23 protein-coding genes are annotated in these 24,608 nt (G+C 42.6%); 6 read left to right on the forward strand and 17 right to left on the reverse strand.

Going from position 1 to position 24,608, the window contains the following annotated elements:
* Positions 1–12: 12 nt before the first annotated feature.
* Positions 13–1,206, reverse strand: coding sequence for a low temperature requirement protein A (locus HPC40_RS04275; RefSeq protein WP_208118246.1), 1,194 nt, complete (start codon positions 1,204–1,206; stop codon positions 13–15).
* Positions 1,207–1,221: 15 nt separating this feature from the next.
* Complete coding sequence (locus HPC40_RS04280) at positions 1,222–1,773, reverse strand: DUF924 family protein (protein WP_208118247.1); 552 nt, start codon at positions 1,771–1,773, stop codon at positions 1,222–1,224.
* 184 nt (positions 1,774–1,957) lie between these two features.
* On the opposite strand from HPC40_RS04280, the gene HPC40_RS04285 reads away from it, so the two are divergent.
* A complete protein-coding gene (locus tag HPC40_RS04285) occupies positions 1,958–2,152 on the forward strand; it encodes a CsbD family protein (RefSeq protein ID WP_208118248.1) in 195 nt (64 codons plus the stop codon).
* Positions 2,153–2,247: 95 nt separating this feature from the next.
* Here HPC40_RS04285 and galM read toward each other — a convergent pair whose 3' ends face one another.
* From galM to HPC40_RS04300, 3 genes are read right to left on the reverse strand one after another with little or no spacing between them, the layout of a single operon-like run.
* Positions 2,248–3,282 carry a galactose-1-epimerase gene (gene galM, locus HPC40_RS04290; RefSeq protein ID WP_208118249.1) on the reverse strand — a complete coding sequence of 345 codons (1,035 nt, stop codon included), beginning with the start codon at positions 3,280–3,282 and terminating at the stop codon, positions 2,248–2,250.
* Positions 3,279–4,436, reverse strand: coding sequence for a galactokinase (galK, locus tag HPC40_RS04295; RefSeq protein ID WP_208118250.1), 1,158 nt, complete (start codon positions 4,434–4,436; stop codon positions 3,279–3,281). Before galK ends, galM begins: the two co-directional genes overlap by 4 nt.
* 10 nt (positions 4,437–4,446) lie before the next feature.
* Positions 4,447–5,499, reverse strand: coding sequence for a UDP-glucose--hexose-1-phosphate uridylyltransferase (locus HPC40_RS04300; protein WP_208118251.1), 1,053 nt, complete (start codon positions 5,497–5,499; stop codon positions 4,447–4,449).
* Positions 5,500–5,730: 231 nt separating this feature from the next.
* Between HPC40_RS04300 and HPC40_RS04305 the strand changes: the two genes are divergently transcribed.
* The 5 genes from HPC40_RS04305 to mglC all read left to right on the forward strand — a co-directional run bounded on the left by HPC40_RS04305 (position 5,731) and on the right by mglC (position 11,300).
* A complete protein-coding gene (locus HPC40_RS04305) occupies positions 5,731–6,411 on the forward strand; it encodes an MgtC/SapB family protein (protein ID WP_328805302.1) in 681 nt (226 codons plus the stop codon).
* A gap of 84 nt (positions 6,412–6,495) precedes the next feature.
* The gene (locus HPC40_RS04310; RefSeq protein ID WP_208118253.1) at positions 6,496–7,497 is read left to right on the forward strand and encodes a substrate-binding domain-containing protein; all 1,002 of its coding nucleotides are present in this window, start codon (positions 6,496–6,498) and stop codon (positions 7,495–7,497) included.
* Between the two features lie 215 nt (positions 7,498–7,712).
* Positions 7,713–8,705, forward strand: a complete 993-nt coding sequence (gene mglB / locus HPC40_RS04315; RefSeq protein ID WP_208118254.1) for a galactose/glucose ABC transporter substrate-binding protein MglB — start codon at positions 7,713–7,715, stop codon at positions 8,703–8,705.
* A gap of 44 nt (positions 8,706–8,749) precedes the next feature.
* Positions 8,750–10,270: a galactose/methyl galactoside ABC transporter ATP-binding protein MglA gene (gene mglA, locus HPC40_RS04320; RefSeq protein WP_208118255.1), complete on the forward strand. Its 1,521-nt coding sequence runs from the start codon at positions 8,750–8,752 to the stop codon at positions 10,268–10,270.
* Between the two features lie 19 nt (positions 10,271–10,289).
* The gene (mglC, locus tag HPC40_RS04325) at positions 10,290–11,300 is read left to right on the forward strand and encodes a galactose/methyl galactoside ABC transporter permease MglC (protein WP_208118256.1); all 1,011 of its coding nucleotides are present in this window, start codon (positions 10,290–10,292) and stop codon (positions 11,298–11,300) included.
* A gap of 83 nt (positions 11,301–11,383) precedes the next feature.
* Here mglC and HPC40_RS04330 read toward each other — a convergent pair whose 3' ends face one another.
* The 12 genes from HPC40_RS04330 to HPC40_RS04385 all read right to left on the reverse strand — a co-directional run bounded on the left by HPC40_RS04330 (position 11,384) and on the right by HPC40_RS04385 (position 24,607).
* Positions 11,384–11,821, reverse strand: a complete 438-nt coding sequence (locus tag HPC40_RS04330; protein ID WP_208118257.1) for a GNAT family N-acetyltransferase — start codon at positions 11,819–11,821, stop codon at positions 11,384–11,386.
* Positions 11,818–12,735, reverse strand: coding sequence for a sigma 54-interacting transcriptional regulator (locus HPC40_RS04335; RefSeq protein ID WP_208118312.1), 918 nt, complete (start codon positions 12,733–12,735; stop codon positions 11,818–11,820). The genes HPC40_RS04330 and HPC40_RS04335 overlap by 4 nt, the downstream gene beginning before the upstream one ends.
* A gap of 248 nt (positions 12,736–12,983) precedes the next feature.
* Complete coding sequence (gene cydC, locus HPC40_RS04340) at positions 12,984–14,714, reverse strand: heme ABC transporter ATP-binding protein/permease CydC (protein ID WP_208118258.1); 1,731 nt, start codon at positions 14,712–14,714, stop codon at positions 12,984–12,986.
* Positions 14,715–14,723: 9 nt separating this feature from the next.
* A complete protein-coding gene (gene cydD / locus HPC40_RS04345) occupies positions 14,724–16,484 on the reverse strand; it encodes a heme ABC transporter permease/ATP-binding protein CydD (protein ID WP_208118259.1) in 1,761 nt (586 codons plus the stop codon).
* Positions 16,485–16,529: 45 nt separating this feature from the next.
* The gene (gene trxB, locus HPC40_RS04350; protein WP_208118260.1) at positions 16,530–17,483 is read right to left on the reverse strand and encodes a thioredoxin-disulfide reductase; all 954 of its coding nucleotides are present in this window, start codon (positions 17,481–17,483) and stop codon (positions 16,530–16,532) included.
* Positions 17,484–17,494: 11 nt separating this feature from the next.
* On the reverse strand, positions 17,495–18,349 hold the full coding sequence (locus HPC40_RS04355; protein ID WP_208118261.1) for a co-chaperone YbbN: 855 nt from the start codon (positions 18,347–18,349) through the stop codon (positions 17,495–17,497).
* Positions 18,350–18,372: 23 nt separating this feature from the next.
* Positions 18,373–18,768 (reverse strand): cytochrome b562, encoded by a 396-nt coding sequence (locus tag HPC40_RS04360; RefSeq protein ID WP_208118262.1) that lies wholly within the window; start codon positions 18,766–18,768, stop codon positions 18,373–18,375.
* Positions 18,769–18,779: 11 nt separating this feature from the next.
* Entirely contained in the window at positions 18,780–20,117 is a 1,338-nt protein-coding gene (gene glmM, locus HPC40_RS04365) for a phosphoglucosamine mutase (protein ID WP_208118263.1), read from the reverse strand.
* 14 nt (positions 20,118–20,131) lie between these two features.
* On the reverse strand, positions 20,132–20,971 hold the full coding sequence (gene folP, locus HPC40_RS04370; protein ID WP_208118264.1) for a dihydropteroate synthase: 840 nt from the start codon (positions 20,969–20,971) through the stop codon (positions 20,132–20,134).
* A gap of 8 nt (positions 20,972–20,979) precedes the next feature.
* A complete protein-coding gene (locus HPC40_RS04375) occupies positions 20,980–21,831 on the reverse strand; it encodes an SDR family oxidoreductase (RefSeq protein WP_208118265.1) in 852 nt (283 codons plus the stop codon).
* Positions 21,832–21,833: 2 nt separating this feature from the next.
* Positions 21,834–22,457, reverse strand: a complete 624-nt coding sequence (locus HPC40_RS04380; protein ID WP_208118266.1) for a class I SAM-dependent methyltransferase — start codon at positions 22,455–22,457, stop codon at positions 21,834–21,836.
* On the reverse strand, positions 22,457–24,607 hold the full coding sequence (locus tag HPC40_RS04385) for a 3-hydroxyacyl-CoA dehydrogenase NAD-binding domain-containing protein (RefSeq protein WP_208118267.1): 2,151 nt from the start codon (positions 24,605–24,607) through the stop codon (positions 22,457–22,459). The genes HPC40_RS04380 and HPC40_RS04385 overlap by 1 nt, the downstream gene beginning before the upstream one ends.
* Between the last annotated feature and the right edge of the window lies 1 nt (position 24,608).

Here is a 24,608-nt window from a genome sequence, read left to right on the forward strand (position 1 = left end):
GTGCGGTCTATTTTATTGATTTTCTTGGTATAACATAATCATTGCCACTGGCGAAATCACACTAAACCAGATCGCCCATTGCAACGGCATGCCAAAATATACCGCCAAAACTGAAAGTGCGGTTAATGCTAGAGCAAATACATAACCAATAATGTGATAATTACACGCCCCTTGATTAAGACGCGCTCGTAGTAACGTCACAACACTGAGATAAATAGCTAGGGAAAAACTCACAACAGACATTGCAAGGAATGGCGACACACTATGCTCCTGAGCACTATGCGTTACATTCTGTACGCTAGCTTTTACACTATCAGCGACCAACTCAAGTCCAGCCCCCACAGCGATTAACGCACCAAAAATAAAATAATGCCCATAGCCATAAAGCACCGCAATACGTACACGGCGATTATGTTCAAGCAAAGTTGCCCACGGCATTTTAAAATATAACCACCACAGCGAAAACATTAATGCAGAAATGCCTAATCCCAGTGGAAACGCCTGTGTTAGCCAACGAATTTCTGTGTGCATTAATGGCGCGATAGCATTTGCGGCTCCTAAAATTCCTTCACCAAGCACAATAATTGTTAATAAACTATATCGCTCAGCAATATGATGTGGATGCCATGTTGTGGATTCTGCCTTTTCTGCCCAAACAGGTACTGCAAGCTCGGCGAAAATAAACACAATAAGCCAGTACGACATGATTGCTGGTGGTAAAAATAGCATCACCCCCCATGCTATTTGCACTAAACTTATTCCTATAGCATAACGCAAACACGTTACGCTACGCGCTCGATCGCTTTTGGCTGCTCTTAACCATTGATAAACCAACGCAAAACGCATCACTATATAGCCGACAATCATTAAGCTAAATGATTCTTGCTCAAAGACATCAGTAATCCCAATAGCCAAAATAAGTGAGCCAAACATTTGAATCATCGTTGCAATACGATATGCGACATCATCTGTATCATATGCTGAGGCAAACCAAGTAAAGTTCATCCACGCCCACCATACTGCAAATAAACTTATACCAAAAGTCCAAATACCTGTTGCAAAATGATGTGCAGCAAGCGCATGATGCAAGCCACCTGCCACTGCGGCAATTGCCACAACATAAACTAAATCAAAATATAACTCCAATGGCGTCGCAACCCGATGATGTTCATTGTGATTTCTCGGTTGCATAACTTTATAAAACATAATCAATCCCACAAATTAAAATGACGAACCATCTTCTTGCAAAAATTGCAACTCTTCTTCTGTTGAAGTGCGGTTTAAAATTGCATTACGGTGTGGATAACGCCCAAAACGGTCAATAATTGCCTTATGACGCAGTTCAAAATCCAACGTCATTTCATCTTGCAATGCTTCAAAATAAGGTAAGGCACGCTCGTGAATAAGCCGCGATTCGCTGTGCATAAACGGCATCAAAATAAATTTTCGCCACACTGGGCAAAGCGTCACATACCCTTCCGTTTTCAATGCCTCTTGTGCCAATGCCAATGCAATATCATCTTGTGCAAAAGCCTGCGGTGTATTGCGATAAACATTGCGAGAAAACTGATCCAACACAATAATCTCTGCTAAACGCCCTTCAACAGTGGTGCGCCACTCAGACAACTCACATGCTGCCGCTTGGCGCAATACCTCACCAAATTGAACTCGGATTTGCTCGTCAAAATCCGCACTTTTAACAAACCAAAACGCCTTATTTTGTTCATTAAACCAAAAATCTAATACGTTTTGTGCATCGCAATGAACCTGCATCTTACCTCCACTTATTTTCTAATTAACGCTTGCTATTCAAGCATATAATAGGCATTTTGACAAAAACTTGCACTGCCATTTTTTATCAAGAAAATAGTAAAAATATGCAACTCATTGATTTTATAATAAATATACTATATAATAAAAATTCTTGAATAAAATAATCATTCGTTAAGGAGCAATTATGAATTGGGATCAAATTGAAGGAAAATGGGAACAACTTAAGGGCTCTGTCAAAGAAAAATGGGGTAAACTAACCGATGACGACCTGACCGTTATCGCGGGTAAACGCGATCAACTTATCGGTAAACTTCAAGAGCGTTATGGCTTAACCAAAGAAGAAATCGAAAAAGAGCTAAACGCGTGGGAAGACGAATAATGTTCAACTAAATAAAAAGTGCGGTCTGACCGCACTTTTTATTATCAACGCAATGGTATTACCTTTTCAACCGCACTTTAATGTGCGGTTTTATTTTATGGTGTATAAAATTGGAAAACCGTATCATTGCAATACTGTTCTCCAGCTTGACTCATGCCGCCATACTGCCACCATTCAGGGTGATTTGGCGTATCAGGCAGTGCTTCTGTTTCTAGTGCAATACCCGCTTGATTAACGTATGCTCTCCCTTGGCTATTTGGCGTGCCTGCTAAAAAATTCCCCGTGTACACTTGAATAGCAGGTTGGTTGGTGGAAATGGCTAATGCCAAATCATCTTTGCTTGATTGCAACCGCACTTGCACATTGTTCGCATTGCATTCATCAAATAAAAAGGCGTGATCATATCCTTTGGTAATGCGTTGATCTTCATCACGCATAAAATCTTGCCCAATGGCTTTCATGGTACGAAAATCGAAGCCCGTTCCCTCAACCGCCGTAAGCGGCTTGTTTGGAATCCCTTCTCTGTTCACCGGCAAATAATGGTTGGCTGCGATACTCAGTTTCTGCGTTAAGATCGTATTGGCTGAGTTAATACCATCAAGATTAAAATAAGGGTGGCTGGTTAAATTAAGAGGGGTATCCGCTGTGCTACTGGCGGTATAGCAAATGCGTAAGGCGTTGTCGTGATTGAGGGAAAATACTGCCTGCACTTGTACCTCTCCGGGAAATCCCTGCTCACCATCAGGGGAAACCAATGCCAGTGTTACCGCACTTTCATGTTGTTCTACGATACGCCAACGTTGCTGATTAAAGCCATGACTGCCACCATGTAACTGATGTTTACCATCTTGATTGGCATTGAGATGAAAAGTGCGGTCATGCAAGGTAAATTGCGCATTGGCGATACGATTAGCATAACGTCCAACACTTGCGCCTAAATAGGCCCCTTGCTCACACTGCACTTTTGGGCTATTTGCACGCAATAGCACTTCTCGCATCAGCGTACCCACAGGCACAGAGCACGCCAGCCATGTTGCCCCCCAATCCGTGAGCAATACTCGCATGCCGTGCGTATTTTTCAGTTCGATCAACTTAAATGGTTTACCATCAGGTGCGAGCATCTCGGTCATAGTTTATGCACTCCCTGTGAGGCGTGGCAAACATAAAATGTTTCCGATTTTCCAAACCGTGCTTTGTAGTGTTTTGCAATATGCGACCGCACTTTATCCACTTTGTCTGCATCCGCTAATGCCACAATACAACCACCGAAGCCCCCACCTGTCATTCGTGCACCACCTTCATTGCCAATAGCTTCTTGTGCCAGCTCAACCAAATAATCCACTTCAGGCACGGTAATTTCAAAATCATCACGCATTGAGCAATGCGACTGTGCCATTAATTCGCCTAACCGCACTAAGTCACTTTTTTCTAGTGCATTGACGGCATCTAGCACACGCTGATTTTCACTGATAACATGACGAGCACGTTTTGCCACCTCATTGTCTAACGCCATTAATGCCTGCTCTTGAGCTTTAAACTGGGCCACACTGACATCACGCAAGGCTTTTACACCAAAAAACTGGGCAGCTTTTTCGCACTGCTGACGGCGGGTATTATACTCACCACTGACTAAGTCATGTTTTACATTAGAATTGATGATCATCACGGCCACATCTTTTGGTACAGGGGTTGGTTTGGTTTCAAGGCTACGGCAATCAATCATTAACAAATGATCTTGTTGCCCTAATGCAGAGATGAGCTGATCCATATTGCCGCACTGACAACCTACGAATTTGTTTTCCGCTTTTTGCCCAATTAACGCTAATTCAACATTACTCAGTGGCAAATTCCCAAGTAATTGGCAAAATTTTCCAACCGATACTTCTAACGCCGCTGATGAGCTTAGCCCTGATCCCAATGGCACATTCCCACAAATGACTAAATCTGCACCTTGTTGAAAATCAGGACATTTTTCTTGGATAAATTTCACCACGCCACGCACATAACCTGTCCATTTTTTATCATGATTTGGCTCAATTGGCTGGCTTAAATCAAATTCATCCCATTCATTGAGATCAACGGCATAAACTTTAAACAGGCTATCTGACCGCACTTTACCACTCACGGCTGTGCCATAATCAATCGCACATGGCATAACAAAGCCGTCATTATAATCCGTATGTTCTCCGATAATATTGACTCGCCCTGGGGCATACACGGTCAATTGTGGTTCACAATGAAATTGTGTTTCAAATGCATGTGGCGATTTTTGTTGTGGACTCATCTCTCTCTCCTTATCTTGCTTTGTAGTGCACATCGCTAAGGTTTGCCAAACGTTCAGCGGCTTGCTCGGCGGTAAGATCACGTTGTGCTTCGGCGAGCATTTCATAGCCCACCATAAATTTGCGTACAGTCGCGGAACGCAATAATGGTGGGTAGAAGCACGCGTGTAGCTGCCAGTGGTCAATATTACGCCCATCTTTGAAAAACGGCGCAAAGTGCCACCCCATTGAATACGGGAATGCACACTCAAATAAATTATCGTATTTCGTCGTTAATGTTTTTAATGCCAACGCCAAATCATCACGGTGCGCCGCATTGAGCTCGTCAAAACGACGTACTGGTATTTTTGGCAATAATAGGGTTTCAAATGGCCATGCTGCCCAATAGGGCACAACGGCAAGCCAATATTCACTTTCTACCACTGTGCGTGCGCCATCTTGGCGTTCTGCCTTGACGTAATCAAGTAGCAAGTTGCTACCATATTTTTCGTAATAAGCACGCAAATTTTTCTCTTTTGTGGCAATTTCATTCGGCAGAAAACTGTTTGCCCAAATTTGCCCGTGTGGATGCGGCTGTGAACACCCCATCATAGCCCCTTTATTTTCAAAAACTTGCACCCAAAGATACTCTCTACCTAATTCTTGTAACTGACTATCCCATGTATCAATCACGCCACGAATTGCGCTCACATCCAATTCAGGTAACGTTTTACTATGATCGGGCGAAAAGCAAATCACACGACTTAATCCACGCACGCCTTGCACTTGGAAAAGCGGATCATCACTGCTCGGTGCGTCAGGGCTATCTGTCATGAGTGCCGCAAAATCATTTTGAAAAACGTATGTGCCTGTATAATCAGGATTTTTCTCGCCTGAAATGCGCATGTTTCCAGGGCAAAGAAAGCAGTTTGGATCATAGCTGGGTAATTTATCTCGTGCGGGGGCTTCATTTTGCCCACTCCATGGGCGTTTAGCACGGTGTGGAGAAACTAAAACCCATTCATCTTTCAATGGGTTATAACGACGATGTGGATGTTCAGTTGCGTCAAATTGCAAAATAGACATAACGCCTCCCAAAATGTAAACGTTTTCATTGTTACTTTAGCAATGAATTAACCTTTAAACTGTTAAATAGATCACAAAGTTTATAAAAAGTTTCATACACTGCGTTTCCTTACGATTTTCGTTATTGTGCGATTATTTTTTATCACAATTGCGTTACAATAGCCTCTAACAATATAACAATGTGAGTGGATTATGACGTGGACAACATTTTTTACTAGCCTCAGCCATCAAATGGATTGGGTTGTTTTAGGAAAATTATTATTAACCGCACTTTTAGGGGGATTAATCGGCATTGAGCGTGAAATCAAACGTAAACCCGTTGGCTTGAAAACCTGTGTCGTTATTGCAGTTACCACCTCAGTGCTGACCATCGTATCTATCCATGCGGCAGAATATTATGCGTCACTCTCTAACAATATCCGAACCGATCCTATGCGTCTTGCCGCACAAGTTATCAGTGGCATAGGCTTTATCGGTGGTGGCGTAATTTTACAAAAAAATAATGATGTGATTTCGGGTATTACCACAGCAGCGATTATTTGGGCAGTGGCTGGCGTTGGTATCACAGTAGGGGCTGGCTTTTACCTTTATGCCCTGATTGCTTCGGCTATCATCATTTTTATTCTAAAATATAGCACAGGCATAAAACGTGTGATCCCCAAACATGAAAATATTAATCGTGTCATGATTAAATTGGATATGCAAGACACGCAGCTTGTCAATCACATATCTAAAGTCTTACATCGCGAAGCGTGTGATATTGAAACCATTAGCATCAAAGAACAAGATGAACATAAATTGGTGCTAACCATCAAGGCGCAAATGCCAGAACATGGTTCGTCTTATGAGCTGTATAAAGAACTAAAAAAAGTAAGTGGCATAAGCAACATTGAGATCAATTATTTTAACTAAACCGCACTTTATCCTGTAAAGACTACCCAAAAGGGTAAAAAATCGCTATGATAGAAAACGGTTACACTTCAGACAAGGGAAAGTATGGTTACCATTCGTGATGTGGCGCAAGCGGCTAATGTGTCTGTGGCAACAGTCTCGCGCGTGTTAAACGGCTATGCCAAAATCAGCGATAAAACACGCCAAGCGGTATTAAGTGCGGTCGAAAAACTGGGTTATTATCCAAATGCCAATGCACAAGCACTTGCCAGCCAAAGCTCAGATGCACTTGGCGTGGTGGTCACTGATGTTACTGATGCTTTTTTTGGTATTCTCGTTAAATCCGTCGATCAAGTCGCTCATGCTCATAAACACAATATTCTCATTGGAATTGGCTATCATGATGCCCAAAAAGAGCAAGCGGCAATCGACTTGTTGCTACGCAAACGTTGCTCTGCATTGGTGGTGCATGCTAAGGCGTTAAGCGATGACATTTTATGTAATTATATGCGTAACCATCAAGGAATGGTGCTAATCAACCGCACTTTACCCGGTTTTGAACAGCGTTGTGTTGATCTCAATAATGAAAAAGGTACTTTTCTTGCTACCCAAACGCTGATCCAATATGGGCATTCTCATATTGGCTATATTGGTTCAAATCATAATATTAGTGATGAAATTGACCGCAAAAATGGCTATCTAAATGCCCTAACAGAGCACCATATTATGCCGCAAGACACCTATATGGTAAGCTCTAGCCCAGATTACCAAGGCGGGAAAGAAGCTATGGTTAAGTTATTGAGTTTTAATACGCATTTAACTGCGGCGGTATGCTATAACGATTCAATGGCAGCGGGTGCGCTGTCTATTTTAAATGAAAACGGTATAAAAGTGCCTGAGCAATTTTCATTGATTGGCTTTGATGATATGCCACTTGCCAGTTATTTAATTCCTAAACTGACTACTATTCGCTATCCGATTGATTTAATGGCAAGTTATGCGGCGAAATTGGCCCTTAGTCTAGTCAATTCTGCTATGCAGCCACCGAAAAATATTACATTTAATCCAACCTTAGTGAAACGCTTCTCTGTCGATTTTCCCAAATAACCGCACTTTTGTGATCATTGTCACATATTTTTATTTTATTAATGTAATCGTTTTCATTCTGTGAAAATGATCACATACTTTTTACATTATGTTGCGTATCCTTTTTGTCACGTTATCGTGCACAATGCGATAATCTCTTGGACTCGGTTAAAAGTGCGGTTACGCAATGACACCGACAATCCAGATCTTTCAATAGGTTATATATGGAGAGAACTATGAAAAAAGCTGTTTTATCTGCCATTGCAGTTGCTGTCGGTATGGGCATTGCAGTCACCAGTGCACAAGCAAAGGACAAAATTGGGGTTACTATCTATAAATACGATGATAATTTCATGTCTTTAATGCGCCAAGAAATTGAAAAAGACGCTAAAGCCTTACAAGATGTTGAATTATTGATGAATGATTCACAAAATGCACAATCTATTCAAAATGACCAAGTTGATGTGCTAATTTCAAAAGGTGTAAAAGCCCTTGCAATTAACTTAGTTGACCCTGCGGCTGCCCCAACTATTATCAAAAAAGCGTCTGAATATGATATTCCAGTTGTTTTCTTCAACAAAGACCCAGGTCAAGCCGCACTTGATAGCTATGATAAAGCCTATTTTGTTGGAACAGACCCTAAAGAATCAGGTGAAATCCAAGGTGAATTAATCACTAAACAATGGAAAGCACACCCAGAACTGGACTTAAATAAAGATGGTAAAATCCAATATGTTTTATTAAAAGGTGAACCAGGACACCCAGATGCTGAAGCGCGCACAAAATATGTTATTGAACGTTTAAATGCAAACGGTATCGAAACTGAACAGCTTTATATTGATACAGGTATGTGGGATGCTGCGCTGGCTAAAGATAAAAGTGATGCGTGGCTTTCAGGCCCTAAAGCCAACGAAATTGAAATGATCATCTCTAACAATGATGGTATGGCGATGGGTGCATTAGAAGCAGCTAAAGCACATGGCAAAAAACTACCTATCTTTGGTGTTGATGCACTCCCTGAAGTATTGCAATTAATCAAAAATGGACAAATTGCAGGAACAGTGTTGAATGATGGTGTCAATCAAGCGCAAGCTGTAGTTGACCTATCAAATAATCTTGCTAAAGGTAAGCCAGCAGCAGAAGGCACAAAATGGGAAGTAAAAAACCGCAATGTACGTGTGCCTTATGTTGGTGTTGATGCCGATAATTTAGATAAATTCTTAAAATAATCAATCAAGGGAGAGCTTGCTCTCCCCTTTCCTTGAGGTTGGCTATGAGTACACAACAACCCTCTCAAATGGGAGAGATTTTGCTGGAAATGAAAGGTGTCAGCAAAACCTTTCCGGGCGTTAAGGCCCTAGATAATGCCAATTTAACCGTTCGCTCTCACAGTGTACACGCACTAATGGGAGAAAACGGTGCCGGCAAATCGACATTACTAAAATGTTTATTTGGTATTTACGCCAAAGATGAAGGCGATATTTTATTTTTAGGTGAACCTGTTAATTTTAAAACCTCAAAAGAAGCCTTAGAAAACGGGATTTCGATGGTGCACCAAGAATTAAACTTGGTAAAACAAAGTAGTGTTATGGATAATCTTTGGTTAGGTCGCTATCCAACGAAAGCAGGATTTGTTGAGCATGGCAAAATGTACCATGATACTAAAGCGATTTTTAAAGAATTGGATATTGATATCGATCCCAAAGAAAAAGTTGGAAAATTATCCGTATCCCAAATGCAGATGATCGAAATTGCCAAAGCCTTTTCCTATAACGCCAAGATTGTGATTATGGATGAGCCGACCTCATCGCTCTCTGAAAAAGAAGTTAATCACCTTTTTACGATCATTGAAAAACTCAAAAATAAAGGCTGCGGTATTATTTATATTTCCCATAAAATGGACGAGATTTTTAAAATCTGTGATGAAATCACCATTCTGCGTGACGGCAAATGGATTAATACCATTCCAGTTAAAGGCGCAACAATGGACGGCATCGTGGCAATGATGGTGGGACGTGAACTCACACAACGCTTCCCACCAAAAACCAATGAGCCCAAAGAAGTGATTTTAGAAGTCGAACACTTAACTGCCCAAAATCAACCGTCTATTCACGATGTCAGTTTTACTCTCCACAAAGGTGAAATTTTAGGTATTGCGGGGCTTGTTGGTGCAAAACGCACGGATATCGTAGAAACCATTTTTGGTATTCGTGAGCGCAAAGATGGAAGCATCAAGTTACATGGTAAAGAAATGCGTAATAAAACCGCACTTGAAGCAATTAATAACGGTTTTGCGCTTGTGACGGAAGAACGTCGCTCCACAGGGATTTACTCTAACCTTACTATTGAGTTTAACTCATTGATTTCTAATATTAAATCTTATATGACTAAATTTGGGCTATTAAGTAGTGCCAAGATGAAAAGTGATACCCAATGGGTCATTGACGCAATGAATGTCAAAACTCCATCACATAAAACAACGATTGGCTCACTTTCAGGTGGAAACCAACAAAAAGTCATTATCGGGCGTTGGTTATTAACTCAACCTGAAATATTAATGCTTGATGAGCCGACGCGAGGGATTGATGTTGGAGCGAAATATGAAATTTATCAATTAATTATGGAGCTTGCGAAAAAAGATAAAGGCATCATTATTATTTCCTCAGAAATGCCAGAGCTGTTAGGTATTACTGATCGCATTATGGTAATGAGCAATGGCAAACTCGCAGGTATTGTCAACACCAAAGAAACATCGCAGCAAGAAATTCTTCAACTTGCCGCCAAATACTTATAAAAATAGAAGGAACGCAAAAATGGCTGAAATAGGAAAAAACAAGTCGCTTGATTTTCTTAAACAAAATGCGATTTATTTTGTGTTATTAATTCTCTTAGCAGTTATTATTATCCAAGACGCTAGTTTTTTGAGTTTAATCAACTTTAGTAATATCTTAACACAATCCTCTGTACGACTAATTATTGCACTTGGTGTAGCAGGGCTTTTAGTTACACAGGGAACTGACTTATCTGCGGGGCGACAAGTAGGTTTAGCCGCCGTGGTTTCTGCAACCATGTTGCAAGCTATCACCAATGTTAACCGCGTATTCCCAGATTTACCCGAAATACCAATCCCAGTCGTCATTCTCACTGTCTGTGCAATCGGCGCAATGATCGGATTGCTTAATGGCTTTGTCATTGCGGTGCTAAACGTAACACCATTTATCGCAACCTTAGGTACGATGATTATCGTCTATGGAATCAATTCACTTTACTATGATGCGGTCGGCTCATCACCTATCGCAGGCTTTACTGCCAGCTTCTCCGAGTTTGCACAAGGCTACTTCCGATTTGGACATTTTAGGCTCTCATATATTACCATTTACGCCATTATCGCCACCGTGTTAGTGTGGATCATGTGGAATAAAACCCGCTTTGGTAAGAATATCTTTGCCATTGGCGGCAACCCTGAAGCCGCTCGCGTGTCTGGTGTCAATGTAACGCGCAACCTCGTTGTAATTTATATGATTGCTGGTATGTTCTATGCCTTCGGCGGTATGCTTGAAGCAGGACGCATCGGCTCAGCTACCAACAACCTCGGCTTTATGTATGAATTAGATGCTATCGCCGCCTGTGTTGTCGGTGGTGTATCATTCGCTGGTGGTGTGGGTACCGTTATCGGTGTGGTAACAGGGGTGCTGATTTTCACCGTTATCAACTATGGTTTAACCTACATCGGCGTTAACCCATATTGGCAATATATCATCAAAGGCTCAATCATTATCTTAGCCGTGGCGATTGACTCCTTGAAATATGCCAAGAAAAAATAGCCACATCTCAACAGATAAAACCGCACTTTTAACGTGCGGTTTTTATTTCGTTGGGCTATTAGTAAACGAATTGCTATGGCGTTTTATGCTTTCTTGAGATAGATAATCGGATAGGGCTGACCTTGTTCATCAACCTTGCTTGTTCGTTCAATCTGAAATCCCATTTTCTGATAAAATGCCAACGCATTCGGATTTTGTGCATTCACCACGACATTACTCACACCGTTTTTCAAGGCAAAATCCATCAGATTTTTACCAAAACCTTTACCAAAATAATCAGGGTGAACAAATAACATCTCAATTTTATCTCCATTAATGCCAATAAACCCGATCATTTTTTCGTTTTCCATTGCCACAGCAAGGCACTCCACACCTAAAAGTGCGGTTGGCACATGATTTTTTATCTCCGCAATGGCATTAGTATCTAAAAAATGATGGGTTGCTATAACGGACTGTTCCCACAACGCAACGAGCAACGCAACATCATGGGATGATCTGTCAGTCAGCTTTTTTATGTTCATTTTTTAATTCCATACAATTTTAGCTTGTTCGCAATCGTGGTGTGTGACGTTCCAAGTCGCGTAGCCAGTTTGCGAGTGCTTGGATAGGCTTGGTAAAACGTCCGCAGCACTTGTGATTCGTATTGCCCAATAATCTCGTCTAGCGACATCTGCTCAAAACGCTCGATTGTGATGCTGTCCGATGCAAAGTGCGGTTGATTCTCAGTTAACTGTAGCTGTTCGCCATCTGGCGTATTCACACAGCAACGATAAAGCGTATTATAAAGCTCTCGTACATTGCCTGCCCACTCACGGCGTTCAAGTTGCTGGATAAAAGTGCGGTTATAACGCAGGTCTCCTTTACCCAGTTGTTGGCTGATTTGAGGCAAGAAGTAGTTCACTAACGGCTCAATATCATCTATGTGTTGACGAAGCGGTGGAATTTCCAAGCCCAACACATTTAAGCGATGATAAAGATCTTCTCGCAACTCGCCTTTTTCTACATAGTATTGCAACGGTTTTTGTGAGGTGCAAATCACTCGCACATCCGCATAATGCTCACGTTCTTCCCCAACACGGCGATAACTGCCATCATTGACAAAACGCAGCAATTTGGCTTGTAATCCAAGCGAAAGTTCATTGACTGAATCCAACAACACGGTTCCGTGATTTGCGTACTCAAAAAAACCCGTGCTTGTGCGTTCGCCACTGGCGTGACCAAACATTTCCTGTTCGGCATCTTCTGGTGGTAATCCCGCACAATTAACAGCGATAAACTTATGTCGTTTACGAGGGCTTAATTGATGACAGCATTTCGCAAACAGATCCTTGCCTGTCCCTGTTTCACCTTGGATGAGTAATGGGGCATCAGATTGCGCATACGTTTCCAATGTCGTCAGTAATCCTTGCATAACCGCACTTTGTGCGATAATCATAGGCTCTGCACTGGCGTTATGGGTTTCAACCAAGTCGATATGTTGAATGTCGGCAAAATGTGCTAACGCATTGCGTACAACCTGCCAGTCAACATTAGTACAATCCGCCGACAAATGAACACGCAACTGCTCATCTCGCACTTGTTCAATAGATTGGATAGAAAGAGAATACTGACGCACACATTGTGCAATGTGTGCCAGTGTTGTAGGCGTGTCTTGTGTAATAATGTCAACGATCATGTCATCTCCTAACCAATACGCTGCATAAAGCGGTTAAATAGGCTATCTTGAACGCCAACCAATTCGCTAAATGAGCCTTGTTCCATAATGTGTGCTTGATCCATGATACAAATGCGATCAAATTGCTCAAGTGCGGTTAATCGGTGGGTTACCATAATTAACGTTTTATGCTGACAATGCCGTAAAATCAAGCTCAAAATCTCACGCTCTGTTTCTCGGTCAAGCCCCTCCGTAGGTTCATCTAATAACACCACAGCGGCACGACTTAACAACACGCGTGCAATACCAAGACGACGTTGCTCGCCACCAGAAAGCGGTCGCCCGCCATCGCCAAGCCACTGGGCTAATCCGTCTTGCTCAAGTAAATGCCCAAGTCCAACCGCACTTAAGGTTTCACATAGCTGCTCATCACTGGCATTACGATTGGCTAAACGTAAATTATTCGCCAGAGTATCGCTAAAAATATAAACACGTTGCGTCATTAAACACATTTCGCTACGCAGTGTGCTTTCCGTATAGTGGGCAATAGGCACGCCATATAATGAAATAGTCCCCGCAGTAGGATCATAATTGCGCACCAATAATTGCAATAATGATGATTTACCACTCCCCGTTTTTCCCAACAAGGCTACTTTTTCACCCGAGTTGATGGCAAGATGAATATCAGTCAACACTGGGATTGTGCTATCTGGGTAATGAAAATGCACATTATCAAATGCAAGTGCAACCGCACTTTGTGTAACAGTTGTGTGAGTGCCATTGAATTGCACCAAGGGTTGTTGCTCGGTGATGTCATTAATCCGCTGAGCAGAACTGATTACCTGCCCTAAACGCAAAAACGCCGCACCTAGCGGCATAATGATTTCAAACGATGCCAAGGCTGCAAAGGTGAATAAGGCAATATTCGCCAACACAAAATCATGTTGTTGTACAAACTGTGTACTGCCTGCCAGATACAACATTGTCAGTAATAACACCCCATTGATCAATAAAACAACCGCACTTGATAACCCTGTCAATGCGGCTTCTTGCCCTTGCAGACGTTGCCAATGTAACTCTTTTTTACTCAATGCATGGCGGGCTTGGGTTTCAACATTAAACAACAAAAGTTCAGCATGGTTTTGTAACCAGTCAATAAAACGTACACGAAATGCAGCCCGTTCAAGCGTTAACAGCACGCCAAAGCGTTTGCCCAATTGATAGAACATAAATGGAACGAGGAATGTTAGCACTAACAAAAATGCCACTAACACCAATGCCAACGTGCGGTCAATTAAACTCAAGCCCAAAAACAAAAATAAGATCACCGCTAAGGCACTGATAAAGGGGGCTGTTAGGCGTAAATACAGATTATCAAGGGTATCGACATCAGCAACTAAACGATTGAGTAAATCGCTGTTACGAAAACGCGAGAGTACACTTGGTGTAAGTGGAATAAGTTTGGCAAATACCGCAATACGCAATTTTGCAATCACACGAAAAGTCGCATCGTGAGTAACAAGTCGCTCGGCATAGCGAATAGCTGTACGCCCAATAGCCAACCCTCTCACACCCGCTGATGGATAGAAAAAGTTAAACAAAATTTGGCTGCCCGCCAACGCTGCTGCCGCCAAAAACCAGCCAGATAATGTTAATAATCCAATACTTGCACTCAAGCCTAAGATCATAAGCACAATCCCGAAAATCAAACGCCCGAGTGCATGTTTAAATAACGCTAAAAAAGGAAAAATAGCTCGCATATCATATTCTCAATTTATCGCATATTTCCGTTCATTTAAGAGTTGTGCAAAATAGCCTGACTGCGCCAGTTCCTCAAATTGCCCTTGCTGCACAAGCCTACCTTGACGCATCACCAAAATTTGATCGCATTGACGTAAGTCTTCTATACGGTGCGTTATCATCAATGTAGTCTGGCTGCGGCTTAATTGCGTCAATGATGCCAACACCGCACTTTCACTATTTGCATCTAAGCTAGCTGTAGGTTCATCGAGCAATAATAATGCACTTTTACGCAAAATCGCTCGAGCCACGGCCAAACGTTGAATTTGCCCTCCTGAAAGTCCAACACCACCTTCTTGCAAAGCATAATCCAACCCTAATTGCGTAACAAATGCCATTGCATCCGCTTGCTCAAGCGCATGCCATAGCATATCATCACTGGCATCAGGGTTGCCTAACATTACATTTTCACGAATACTGCCAGGTAATAACAACGGATTTTGACCAACCCATGCAATATGCTCTCGCCACGATGTCAGCTCAAGTTCCCGTAGCTCAACGCCATTAATACGCACACTGCCACGATAGGGTAAGAAACCGAGCAACACATTAAATAACGAACTTTTCCCTGCACCACTTTGCCCCACCAACGCCACTCTCTGCCCTTTTTTTAGGCTAAAATTAAGATTCTCACTAAGTGGTTTACCTTCTGGCGTAAGCACTTCAAGATCACAGGCAGTGATGTCAATTTGCGCAGAACTGTTAACCGATTTAACCGCACTTTGCGTGGTGATCACCTGTTGTGAGAGAAATTTTTCGATACTATCCGCCGCACCAATCGCCGCGGCACGGTCGTGATAATAGGTTCCGAGATCGCGTAGAGGTTGATAAAATTCAGGTGCAAGAATTAGGCTGAAAAAGCCAACAAATAACGTCAACATCACGCCTTGATGCCCAAATTCGATCTGCCCAAGATAGCTAAAACCAAAATAAACCGCCATCATCGCGATGGAAATAGAGGTGAAAAATTCCAATACCGCTGAGGACAAAAACGCCACTTTCAACACATCCATTGTAGTTGTGCGAAATTCATCTGCTGCCTGTGCCATTTGTGTTTTTTCATAGTCTGTTTGGTCAAATAAACGTAACGTTTCTAGCCCTCGTAACCTATCAAGAAAACGTCCGCTTAGTCGCTGCAACACCGTGATATTTTTTTGGCTAGTTTCTGCCGCTTTAAGCCCTACTAATGCCATAAAAATAGGAATAAGTGGTGCGGTAATCAGCAAAATTGCACCTGCTACCCAGTTAATTGGGAATACTGCCGCCACAATAATCAGTGGAATTAACAGTGACAAATATTGTTGTGGCAGATAACGTGCATAAAAATTATGCAAATTTTCCACCTGCTCTAGCACAATGGTTGCCCAGCTTCCTGCGGGGTGTTGTTTCATTGCAACAGGACCAATTTCTGCCAATTTATCAAAGAGTTGGCTTCGAATATGATGACGCAAGCGTTGCCCACTGGAAAAACCAATTTTTTCACGCCAATACAAAATACCTGCACGCAGGATAAAAATGCCTAGCAGTCCAACAAAATAGTTCACAAATGCATTCGGCAAAGCACGTTTAATGATCAGTTGCTCAAGTAAAAATGCCAGTCCCCATGTTTGTATCACGAGTAAAACCGCACTTATACCACCAAGCAGCACGTTTAAATATAAAGGGCGTTTAATAATCGCACGTTGAGCCCGTAACCATCGATTAACTTGCTTTTGACGTGTTTTATCCATTCTTCGTCCTTGAACTAGTGCAAGCTCACCCTTGCACATTCGTCATTATTGTGTTTGATTGTCTAAATAACGTTCAGCATCTAATGCTGCCATGCAGCCTGTGCCAGCAGACGTGATCGCCTGACGGTAGATATGATCCATCACATCACCAGCAGCAAAAACGCCTTCAACAGATGTTGCCGTTGCATTGCCATTTAACCCTGAATTGACAACAATATAACCACCATTGAGAGTTAATTGTCCTTCAAAAAGTGCGGTATTAGGCGCATGTCCAATCGCAACAAACACACCATCTAAGGCAATATCTTCTTGACTCTCAGACTGCGTATCTTGCAATCTTACCCCTGTTACCCCCATATCATCCCCCAATACCTCTGCTAAAGTGCGGTTAGTGTGCAATATGATTTTTCCTTCGGCTACACGTTGTTGCATGCGATCAATTAAAATCTTTTCCGCACGAAACGCTTCACGACGGTGCACCAAATGCACTTCGCTTGCGATATTAGCAAGATAAAGTGCCTCTTCCACTGCGGTATTTCCTCCACCAATGACTGCCACGGGTTTATTGCGATAGAAAAAGCCATCACAGGTCGCACAGGCTGAAACGCCCTTGCCTTTATATTTTTCTTCGCTCTCCAGCCCTAAATATTTCGCTGAAGCCCCCGTTGCGATGATTAAGGCATCCGCAGTAAACGCGTGACTATCTCCCCACAATTTGAACGGACGCGAACTTAAATCCACTTTGTTGATGTGATCAAATACAATGTCAGTATTGAATTTTTCTGCATGTTGTAACATACGTTGCATTAAAGCAGGACCGGTTGTATCGCCAAAATCACCTGGCCAGTTCTCAATTTCGCTGGTGGTCGTTAATTGTCCACCTTGTTGCATGCCTGTAACCAACACTGGATTAAGGTTTGCACGAGCGGCATAAATAGCCGCGGTATAACCCGCAGGGCCTGAGCCTAAAATCAATAATTTGCAATGTTTAACGCTCATAAAAAATCCTTTTAATAGAGAAGTGAATAGATAAAACGACGATATTGATTAGCAAGTGGATCCGTGCCGAGTGCCTGTAAAATTGCCAGATACTCTTTTTTTAATTCGCCATTTTCTATGTTTAAATCCTGTTTTAAGAATGACAGTAATAATTGTAATGCCTCTTCATTTTTACCCGCTTGATGCAACTGCAAAGCGAGCTTTAACGCAATATCTGGGCGGGGAGATTTTTTGAAATCCTCTTGTAACTGCTGAATTTCAGGCGTATTCGCTGCTTCATTCATCAGATCAATTTGTGCTTGCAAACCTTGCCAGCGACTATCTCTGTCTTGTAATGGAATTTCATTTAAAATATGTTGTGCACTTTGTGCATTTTTCATTGCGATATAGGTTTCTGCATAGAGCAATGCAATATCGCTGTTTTTCTGATCTGACAATTCCCACGCTTCTTTAAGCAAAGGAAGGGCGCTGTTGTAATCTTCCGCCTGTAAAAAATCCAATGCAAGATTAAATTTAATCTCTTCTTCTTTAGGCAATAATACGCTTAGCCGCATATTGAGTTCATCTTCACTCAATGCCCCCGTAAACGCATCAAATGGTGCGCCATCTTTGAATAAATAGGTGGTTGGCACACTTTGCACTTGAAATTGCTGGGCGATCATCATCTCATTTTCACAATTCACCGTTAACAGTAAAAATGCGCCGTGATGTTTTTCCGCAATACGTGTTAAAAGTGCGGTAAATTCCAGTGATTGTGGACTCGCGGGGCTGAAAAAATTGACAACCATTGGCGATTGCTGAGCTGATTGCAATACGTCATTAAAATTATGTTGCGTTAATTCAATAACAACGGGTTGATTTTGCATAATACTCCTAGATGATCACTGTGTTATTTATATTTTGGGTGATACGTATCACGCAAGTCATAAAGCGTTTGTACATGCGCTTTTGCATCATCAAGTTTACCTTGTACCGCATCGTCTTTTGCCTGCTCTGCTGCCTCAATAAATGCTTGCATTCCATTTTGATAATCTTGCATTTCTGCACTATCTGGGGCGTTATCCGCTAAGCGATGTGGCGTTTGATCCTTGCTGCGTTGTGCCGCTGCAATGACACTCTCCATTGCCTTGATAAAATCCTGCTCATTATCCGCTCTTAGGGCTTGGCGCGTACTTTGCATAATCTCCCGCATATCTTGCGAGAGTGCGCCATGCGCTAACGTCACGGTGCTTACGCCCAATAAACCTGCAAATACCGCACTTTTCATCATCATATTTAATTGCATACTCACTCCTGTTATTTAACCGCTTTCACCGCACTTGCTATTCGTTCAGCACTACTTTGAGCCAATTCAGCATCTTGGCACTCAACCATAACACGAATAAGTGGCTCTGTGCCTGATTTACGCAGTAAAATACGCCCTTTTCCTGCAAGCTGTTTTTCCACCTCTGCGGCAACGGCTTTCACATCATCGCTTGCTAATGGATCCATACCGCCTTCAAAACGCACATTAATTAATACTTGCGGGAAGAGTTGCACCGCACTTGCTAATTCATTGAGGCTGACATTCTGTTGCACCATCGCTGCAAGCACCTCTAGAGAGGCAATAATGCCATCACCTGTGGTATTTTTATCAGACACGATAATATGTCCAGAATTCTCACCGCCAAATTTCCAGTTATGCGCTTCCATTTGCTCAAGCACATAACGATCCCCAACTTTCGCTCGCACAAAGGGGATCATTAACTGTTTTAATGCAAGCTCTAGTGCCATATTACTCATCAAGGTGCCAACCACGCCACCTTGTAATTTACCCGCACGCAACGCTTCACGTGCAATAATAAATAAAATCTGATCCCCATCGACTTTATTACCAAGGTGATCTACCATAATTAAACGGTCACCATCACCATCATACGCCAAGCCGACATCAGCGCGTGATTGCACCACAATTTCTTGTAAGGCTTTAATGTCTGTCGCACCGCACTTTTCATTAATATTTAGCCCATTTGGTTTTGTCCCAATTTCAATCACATCCGCCCCTAATTCACGCAATACATTTGGGGCAATGTGATAGGTTGCGCCATTAGCACAATCAACGACAATTTTTAAGTTATTTAAACTGGCATGGGCTGGAAATGTGCTTTTACAAAATTCAATATACCGCCCAGACGCATCACTAATACGGCTCGCTCGCCCAAGTTCCGCAGACTCCACGCAATCCATTGGCTCATCTAGCATTGCTTCAATTGCCAGCTCTACGTCATCAGGTAATTTTGTGCCTTGACTCGAAAAAAACTTAATACCGTTATCCCAATAAGGATTATGCGAGGCAGAAATAACAATGCCCGCTTCAGCACGAAACGTGCGAGTTAAATATGCAACCGCTGGCGTCGGCATAGGTCCAATAAATGCCGCAGAAAGTCCTGCCGCCGCAAGCCCAGCTTCTAGTGCGGATTCAAGCATATAACCTGAGATACGCGTATCTTTTCCGATTAACACTTTTTTACTGCCTTGACTTGCAAGCACTTTGCCTGCTGCCCAACCAAGTTTTAAAGCAAATTCAGGCGTGATAGGAAAAGTCCCTACTTTGCCACGTACACCATCAGTACCGAAATATTTACGTTCTGCCATTGTTTTTCCTTAACTTATTTTACCAAGGCAGGATTTTGCGTTACCTGCCAAATTTTAAGTGCCTGCGCCATTGCTTTCACATTGTGCACACGCAAAATACGTGCTCCTTTCATCACGGTGAGTAATGTTGCCACCGCACTGCCAAGATCGCGATCATCAACATCATTTTTTAAGACATTACCGATCATGGACTTGCGTGAAAGCCCCGCCAATATGGGATACCCTAACTTACACAATTTATCTAACTGTTGCAGTAATTGATAATTGTGTTCTGTAGTTTTTCCAAAACCAAAGCCGGGGTCAAGTATAATATGTTCAGCCCTAACCCCTGCATTTATGCAGATTTGTGCTCGTTGTGCAAGGTATTCACACACCTCTTGCACAACATCATCATAGTGCGGGCATTGCTGCATCGTACGAGGTTGCCCCTGCATGTGCATTAAACAGACAGGCAAATCTAGCGCAACCGCACTTTGCAATGCTCCGTCTTCTTGTAATGCTCGCACATCGTTGATGATGTCCATGCCCGCCTTAGCCGCCTCTCGCATCACTTGTGCTTTGGAGGTATCCACTGAAATCCAACAATCAAAGCGCGATCTTACCGCTTCTACCAGCGGGATAACACGGGCTAACTCTTCATCCACGCTAACGTCTGCCGCGCCAGGGCGTGTCGACTCTCCCCCAATATCAATGATGCTCGCCCCCTGCGTTAACATTGCTTCTGCATGATAGAGGGCGTCATCCAAGCGTAAAAATTGTCCACTATCTGAAAATGAATCGGGGGTAACATTTAAAATCCCCATAATCTGCACTTGGCTAAGATCTAAAGTGCGGTTATTTGCGCTTAATAACATATCTGCCCTTAATCTTGATGAAAATATTGCGTTTGCTCTTCCAGCACCATTTGATAAGGATCTGGATAGCGATAATCAAATTCAAGCTCACGACAAATTTTCTCACCGCAGATAATACGTTGTGGGTCGTGTGATGAATACGCAAATTCAGGGACATCAAGCCCACTTTGCTTCGCCATTTCCACATAATAGTCTGCACGCGTTGGATGATTTGGGGCACAAAGATTATAAACCCGTTTATAAGCACGCGTTTCTAACAATAGTTCGATTGCCAAAATGCAGTCCGTTAAATGCACCAGATTGACAGGCTGGTTGCCATTTGGCAGGTTTTTGCGTCCAGCCAATGTATTGATCGGGTGACGATCTGCTCCGATTAAGCCACTTAACCGTAAAATATCACAATCAATATCGTGCTGTGCCAGCAGCCAATTTTCTATTTCAAACAACGCAATGCCAACCTCAGAGCTAGGATTAGGACGATCATTTTCAGTAAAAATGCCTTCTGCTAACGGATATACCGCACTTGAGCTAATAAATAAAATATGCTCAACACCATTGTTCAGTGCCTCATTGACTAAATTTTTTATCCCTTGTACATAGCTGTTAAGATCGAAAAAATATTCACTCGGCGGAATATTAATAATCAAGCTATCCACATCGAAAAGTGCGGTCAAATCATCAGGATCGGCATTAATCTCAGGCGTTAACTCTAACAGATAGGCCTCAAACCCATTTAAGCGCATTCGCTCTTCACCATCATGGGTACGCTTAGTGCCTTTCACTGCCCAACCAACACGCTTCAAATGTTTTGCTAAGCTAAAACCAAGCCATCCAAGCCCAACAATTGCCACCGAGTTCATAGTTAATCCTTGTTTGTTACTTTACGCAAGCAAATGTGTTGCATCTGCCCGCCGAAAAATGTTTGTTGCGTTATTATCGCCAATGGTTGCGCGATGAGCAAGTTATCAATTTGTAAAGTGATACGTGTGCCAAGTACTGCTGTCAGCTTATTCAGCCATCGACGCAATACGCCAATATTTTCTCCCATTAGCACAGCTTTATCCCAAATAGATAAAATACCGCCCTCTTTTAACACTCGCACGGCTTCTTGTAAAAGTGCGGTTTCGTCATCCACGACGGCTAAAATCAAATGCAGTAACACACAATCCATCGATTGATCAGGTAAACGGGAATGTAGCACATTCACCTGCTCAATATGTAGATCCAGGTTATGCCCTTGCTGAGCAAGTTTTTGCTGCCTTTGCTGGCATTTTAACAACATCGTATGAGAAAAGTCACTGGCATAAACCGCACTTTGTGCTGGCAAAAATGCGAGATCTTGCCCATTGCCGCAGCCCGGTAGCCAAAATTTGCGGCACTCACTGAAATCTAGTGCTGCAAATACCTGTTTACGCTGGTGGGCTACCAAAGAAATGATGTGATCATAAAATACAGCATACCAATCCCAACGCATTGCATTCGCCATTACTGTTCTCCTACTTCGGGTTGGGATAAGGCCTTTTCTTGCAACCACGCACAAGGGGTAAAACGCTCGCCAAGCGTTTCACGCAACAACGTCAGCTCTGCCACAATGGTATCTGCCCCTACAGTGTCAATATAGGCATAAATACCGCCTCGAAATTCAGGAAAGAAAAAACCAAGCACCGACGCCACGTTACCTTCTTCTAAACTGGCAATCACGCTTTCTTGGGCACAATATGCCGCTTCATTAATCATCATTAAAATACAACGCCGTACAATAGCTTCACTTTCTAAATTGTTTTCAATAATCAGATCCAACACTTGATAAATACTTTTATCAACTTGCGTGCGATCGCCTGTTCGGGAGTGATACAGATAGAAACCACGACGATTTTTACGTCCTTTGCGTTCATTTCGTAATAAGTCATCTATTTTAGGCGGCAAAGCAAAGCGTGTGCCAAAGCTACGTTCAAGCTGTGGCAAGGCCTTAACAAAAATATCTAGCCCCATTTCATCAAGCATCGCAAAAGGGCCAACTTTAAAGCCAAATTCTTGTAACGCTTTTTCAATGGTGGGAATATCTTCACCGTCCAACAACACATAATACGCCTCTAGTAAAAATGCACTTAAAATGCGTGTGATGAAAAACCCTGTGCTATCTTTAACTAAAAGCGGAGCTTGCCCCTGCTGTATGACCAGTCCAACAGCCTTCGCAATCGTTTGAGGAGCACACTTGGCATGCGGGATAATCTCCACCACACGACGCTGACTGACAGGCGTAAAGTAGTGAATACCAATAACATTTTCAGGGCGTACCGCACTTTGTGCAATTTCTGTAATCGATAAGGTATTGGTGTTACTGGCAAACACGGTATCTGGCGCATAATATGCTTCGCTTTCAGCAATGAGTTGTTGTTTAAGTTGCAGATCTTCATACACGGCCTCAATAACAATATCCGCTTGTGGTTTGCCAACAAAACGGTCACCGCCGCTGATAAGATACATTTTTTGGAGCAATTTTCCATACGGTAAAAAGCCTTGCTCCACCTCTTTTTGCAGTAATAAATAACTCAAGCGTAACGCTTTTTGTACGCCGTGAGGATTAATATCTCTAATTCTCACTGGCAAATGGGCACGTGCTGCCGTAATGTAGGCAATGCCCGCCCCCATGAATCCGCTACCCAATACTGCAACCTTATTGAGAGCAACATTGTGCTGCAAATCAAGATACTGATGACGCATACGCCGATGCGTTCGCTCAATTTGACGTAACATTTTCGAGCTGTTGTCTAAAAAAAGACGTGCAAACTGTGCACTAACCGCATGTTGATGGTGTTCTTGTTGCTGGCGAAATAAGGCAAGCAGTGCATTAATAGCAGGATAATTTTCAAATGCCCATGTTTTGCACTGCTGTTCCGCTTGATTCAAAATACGCTGACGCATTAATCCTATGCGTTCTATTTTTCGCCATAACTGAAACCGCACTTTGGCCGTTTGTTGTGGATATTGCAGATAGTAGCACGCTGTGGCGGTTAAAATGGCAGGATTGACGACTTCATCGACCAAGCCAATCTCAAGTGCACGCTCTGCACTACACTTTTCACCATTGAGAAGTAAATACAACGCTCGAGCTAATCCTATTTGCTGAGGCAAACGCAAACAACCGCCAGCAAATGGCAAAATCCCCGACCGCACTTGTGGCATAGCTAAAAATATCGGTTGTGTGCTGCCAACAATGCGGTAATCACAGGCAAGTGCTAATTCAAGCCCAAGCCCGAAGCAGTTCCCCTCAATCACGCAGACCGTTGGAATACTCAAGTTGGCGATCTTGTCCATTAATTGCTGACAGTGATTCGCAAAATTAATCAAATCATGTTCGCCGCAATTCTCTAATTCAGAAAGCGGAAAACCTTGCACAAAATGGTGCTGTTTGCCTGATTGAAATAAAACCCCCTTCGCTTGCCAGTGGAGAATATGATCCAATGCCGCATCCAGCTGTTGTATCAATTTCTGCCCCAACCAATTGACGGGTTTTTCAAGCACATTGAACGTGATCACCGCGATGTCATCTGGTCGGAAACTCAGTTTAAATAACTGACTGTCACGTTGTTGTTCGAATGCGTCAACCGCACTTTGTATTTGTGAGTGCTCCATA

This window comes from Spirabiliibacterium falconis (assembly GCF_014885015.1).
GTDB lineage: Bacteria > Pseudomonadota > Gammaproteobacteria > Enterobacterales > Pasteurellaceae > Spirabiliibacterium > Spirabiliibacterium falconis.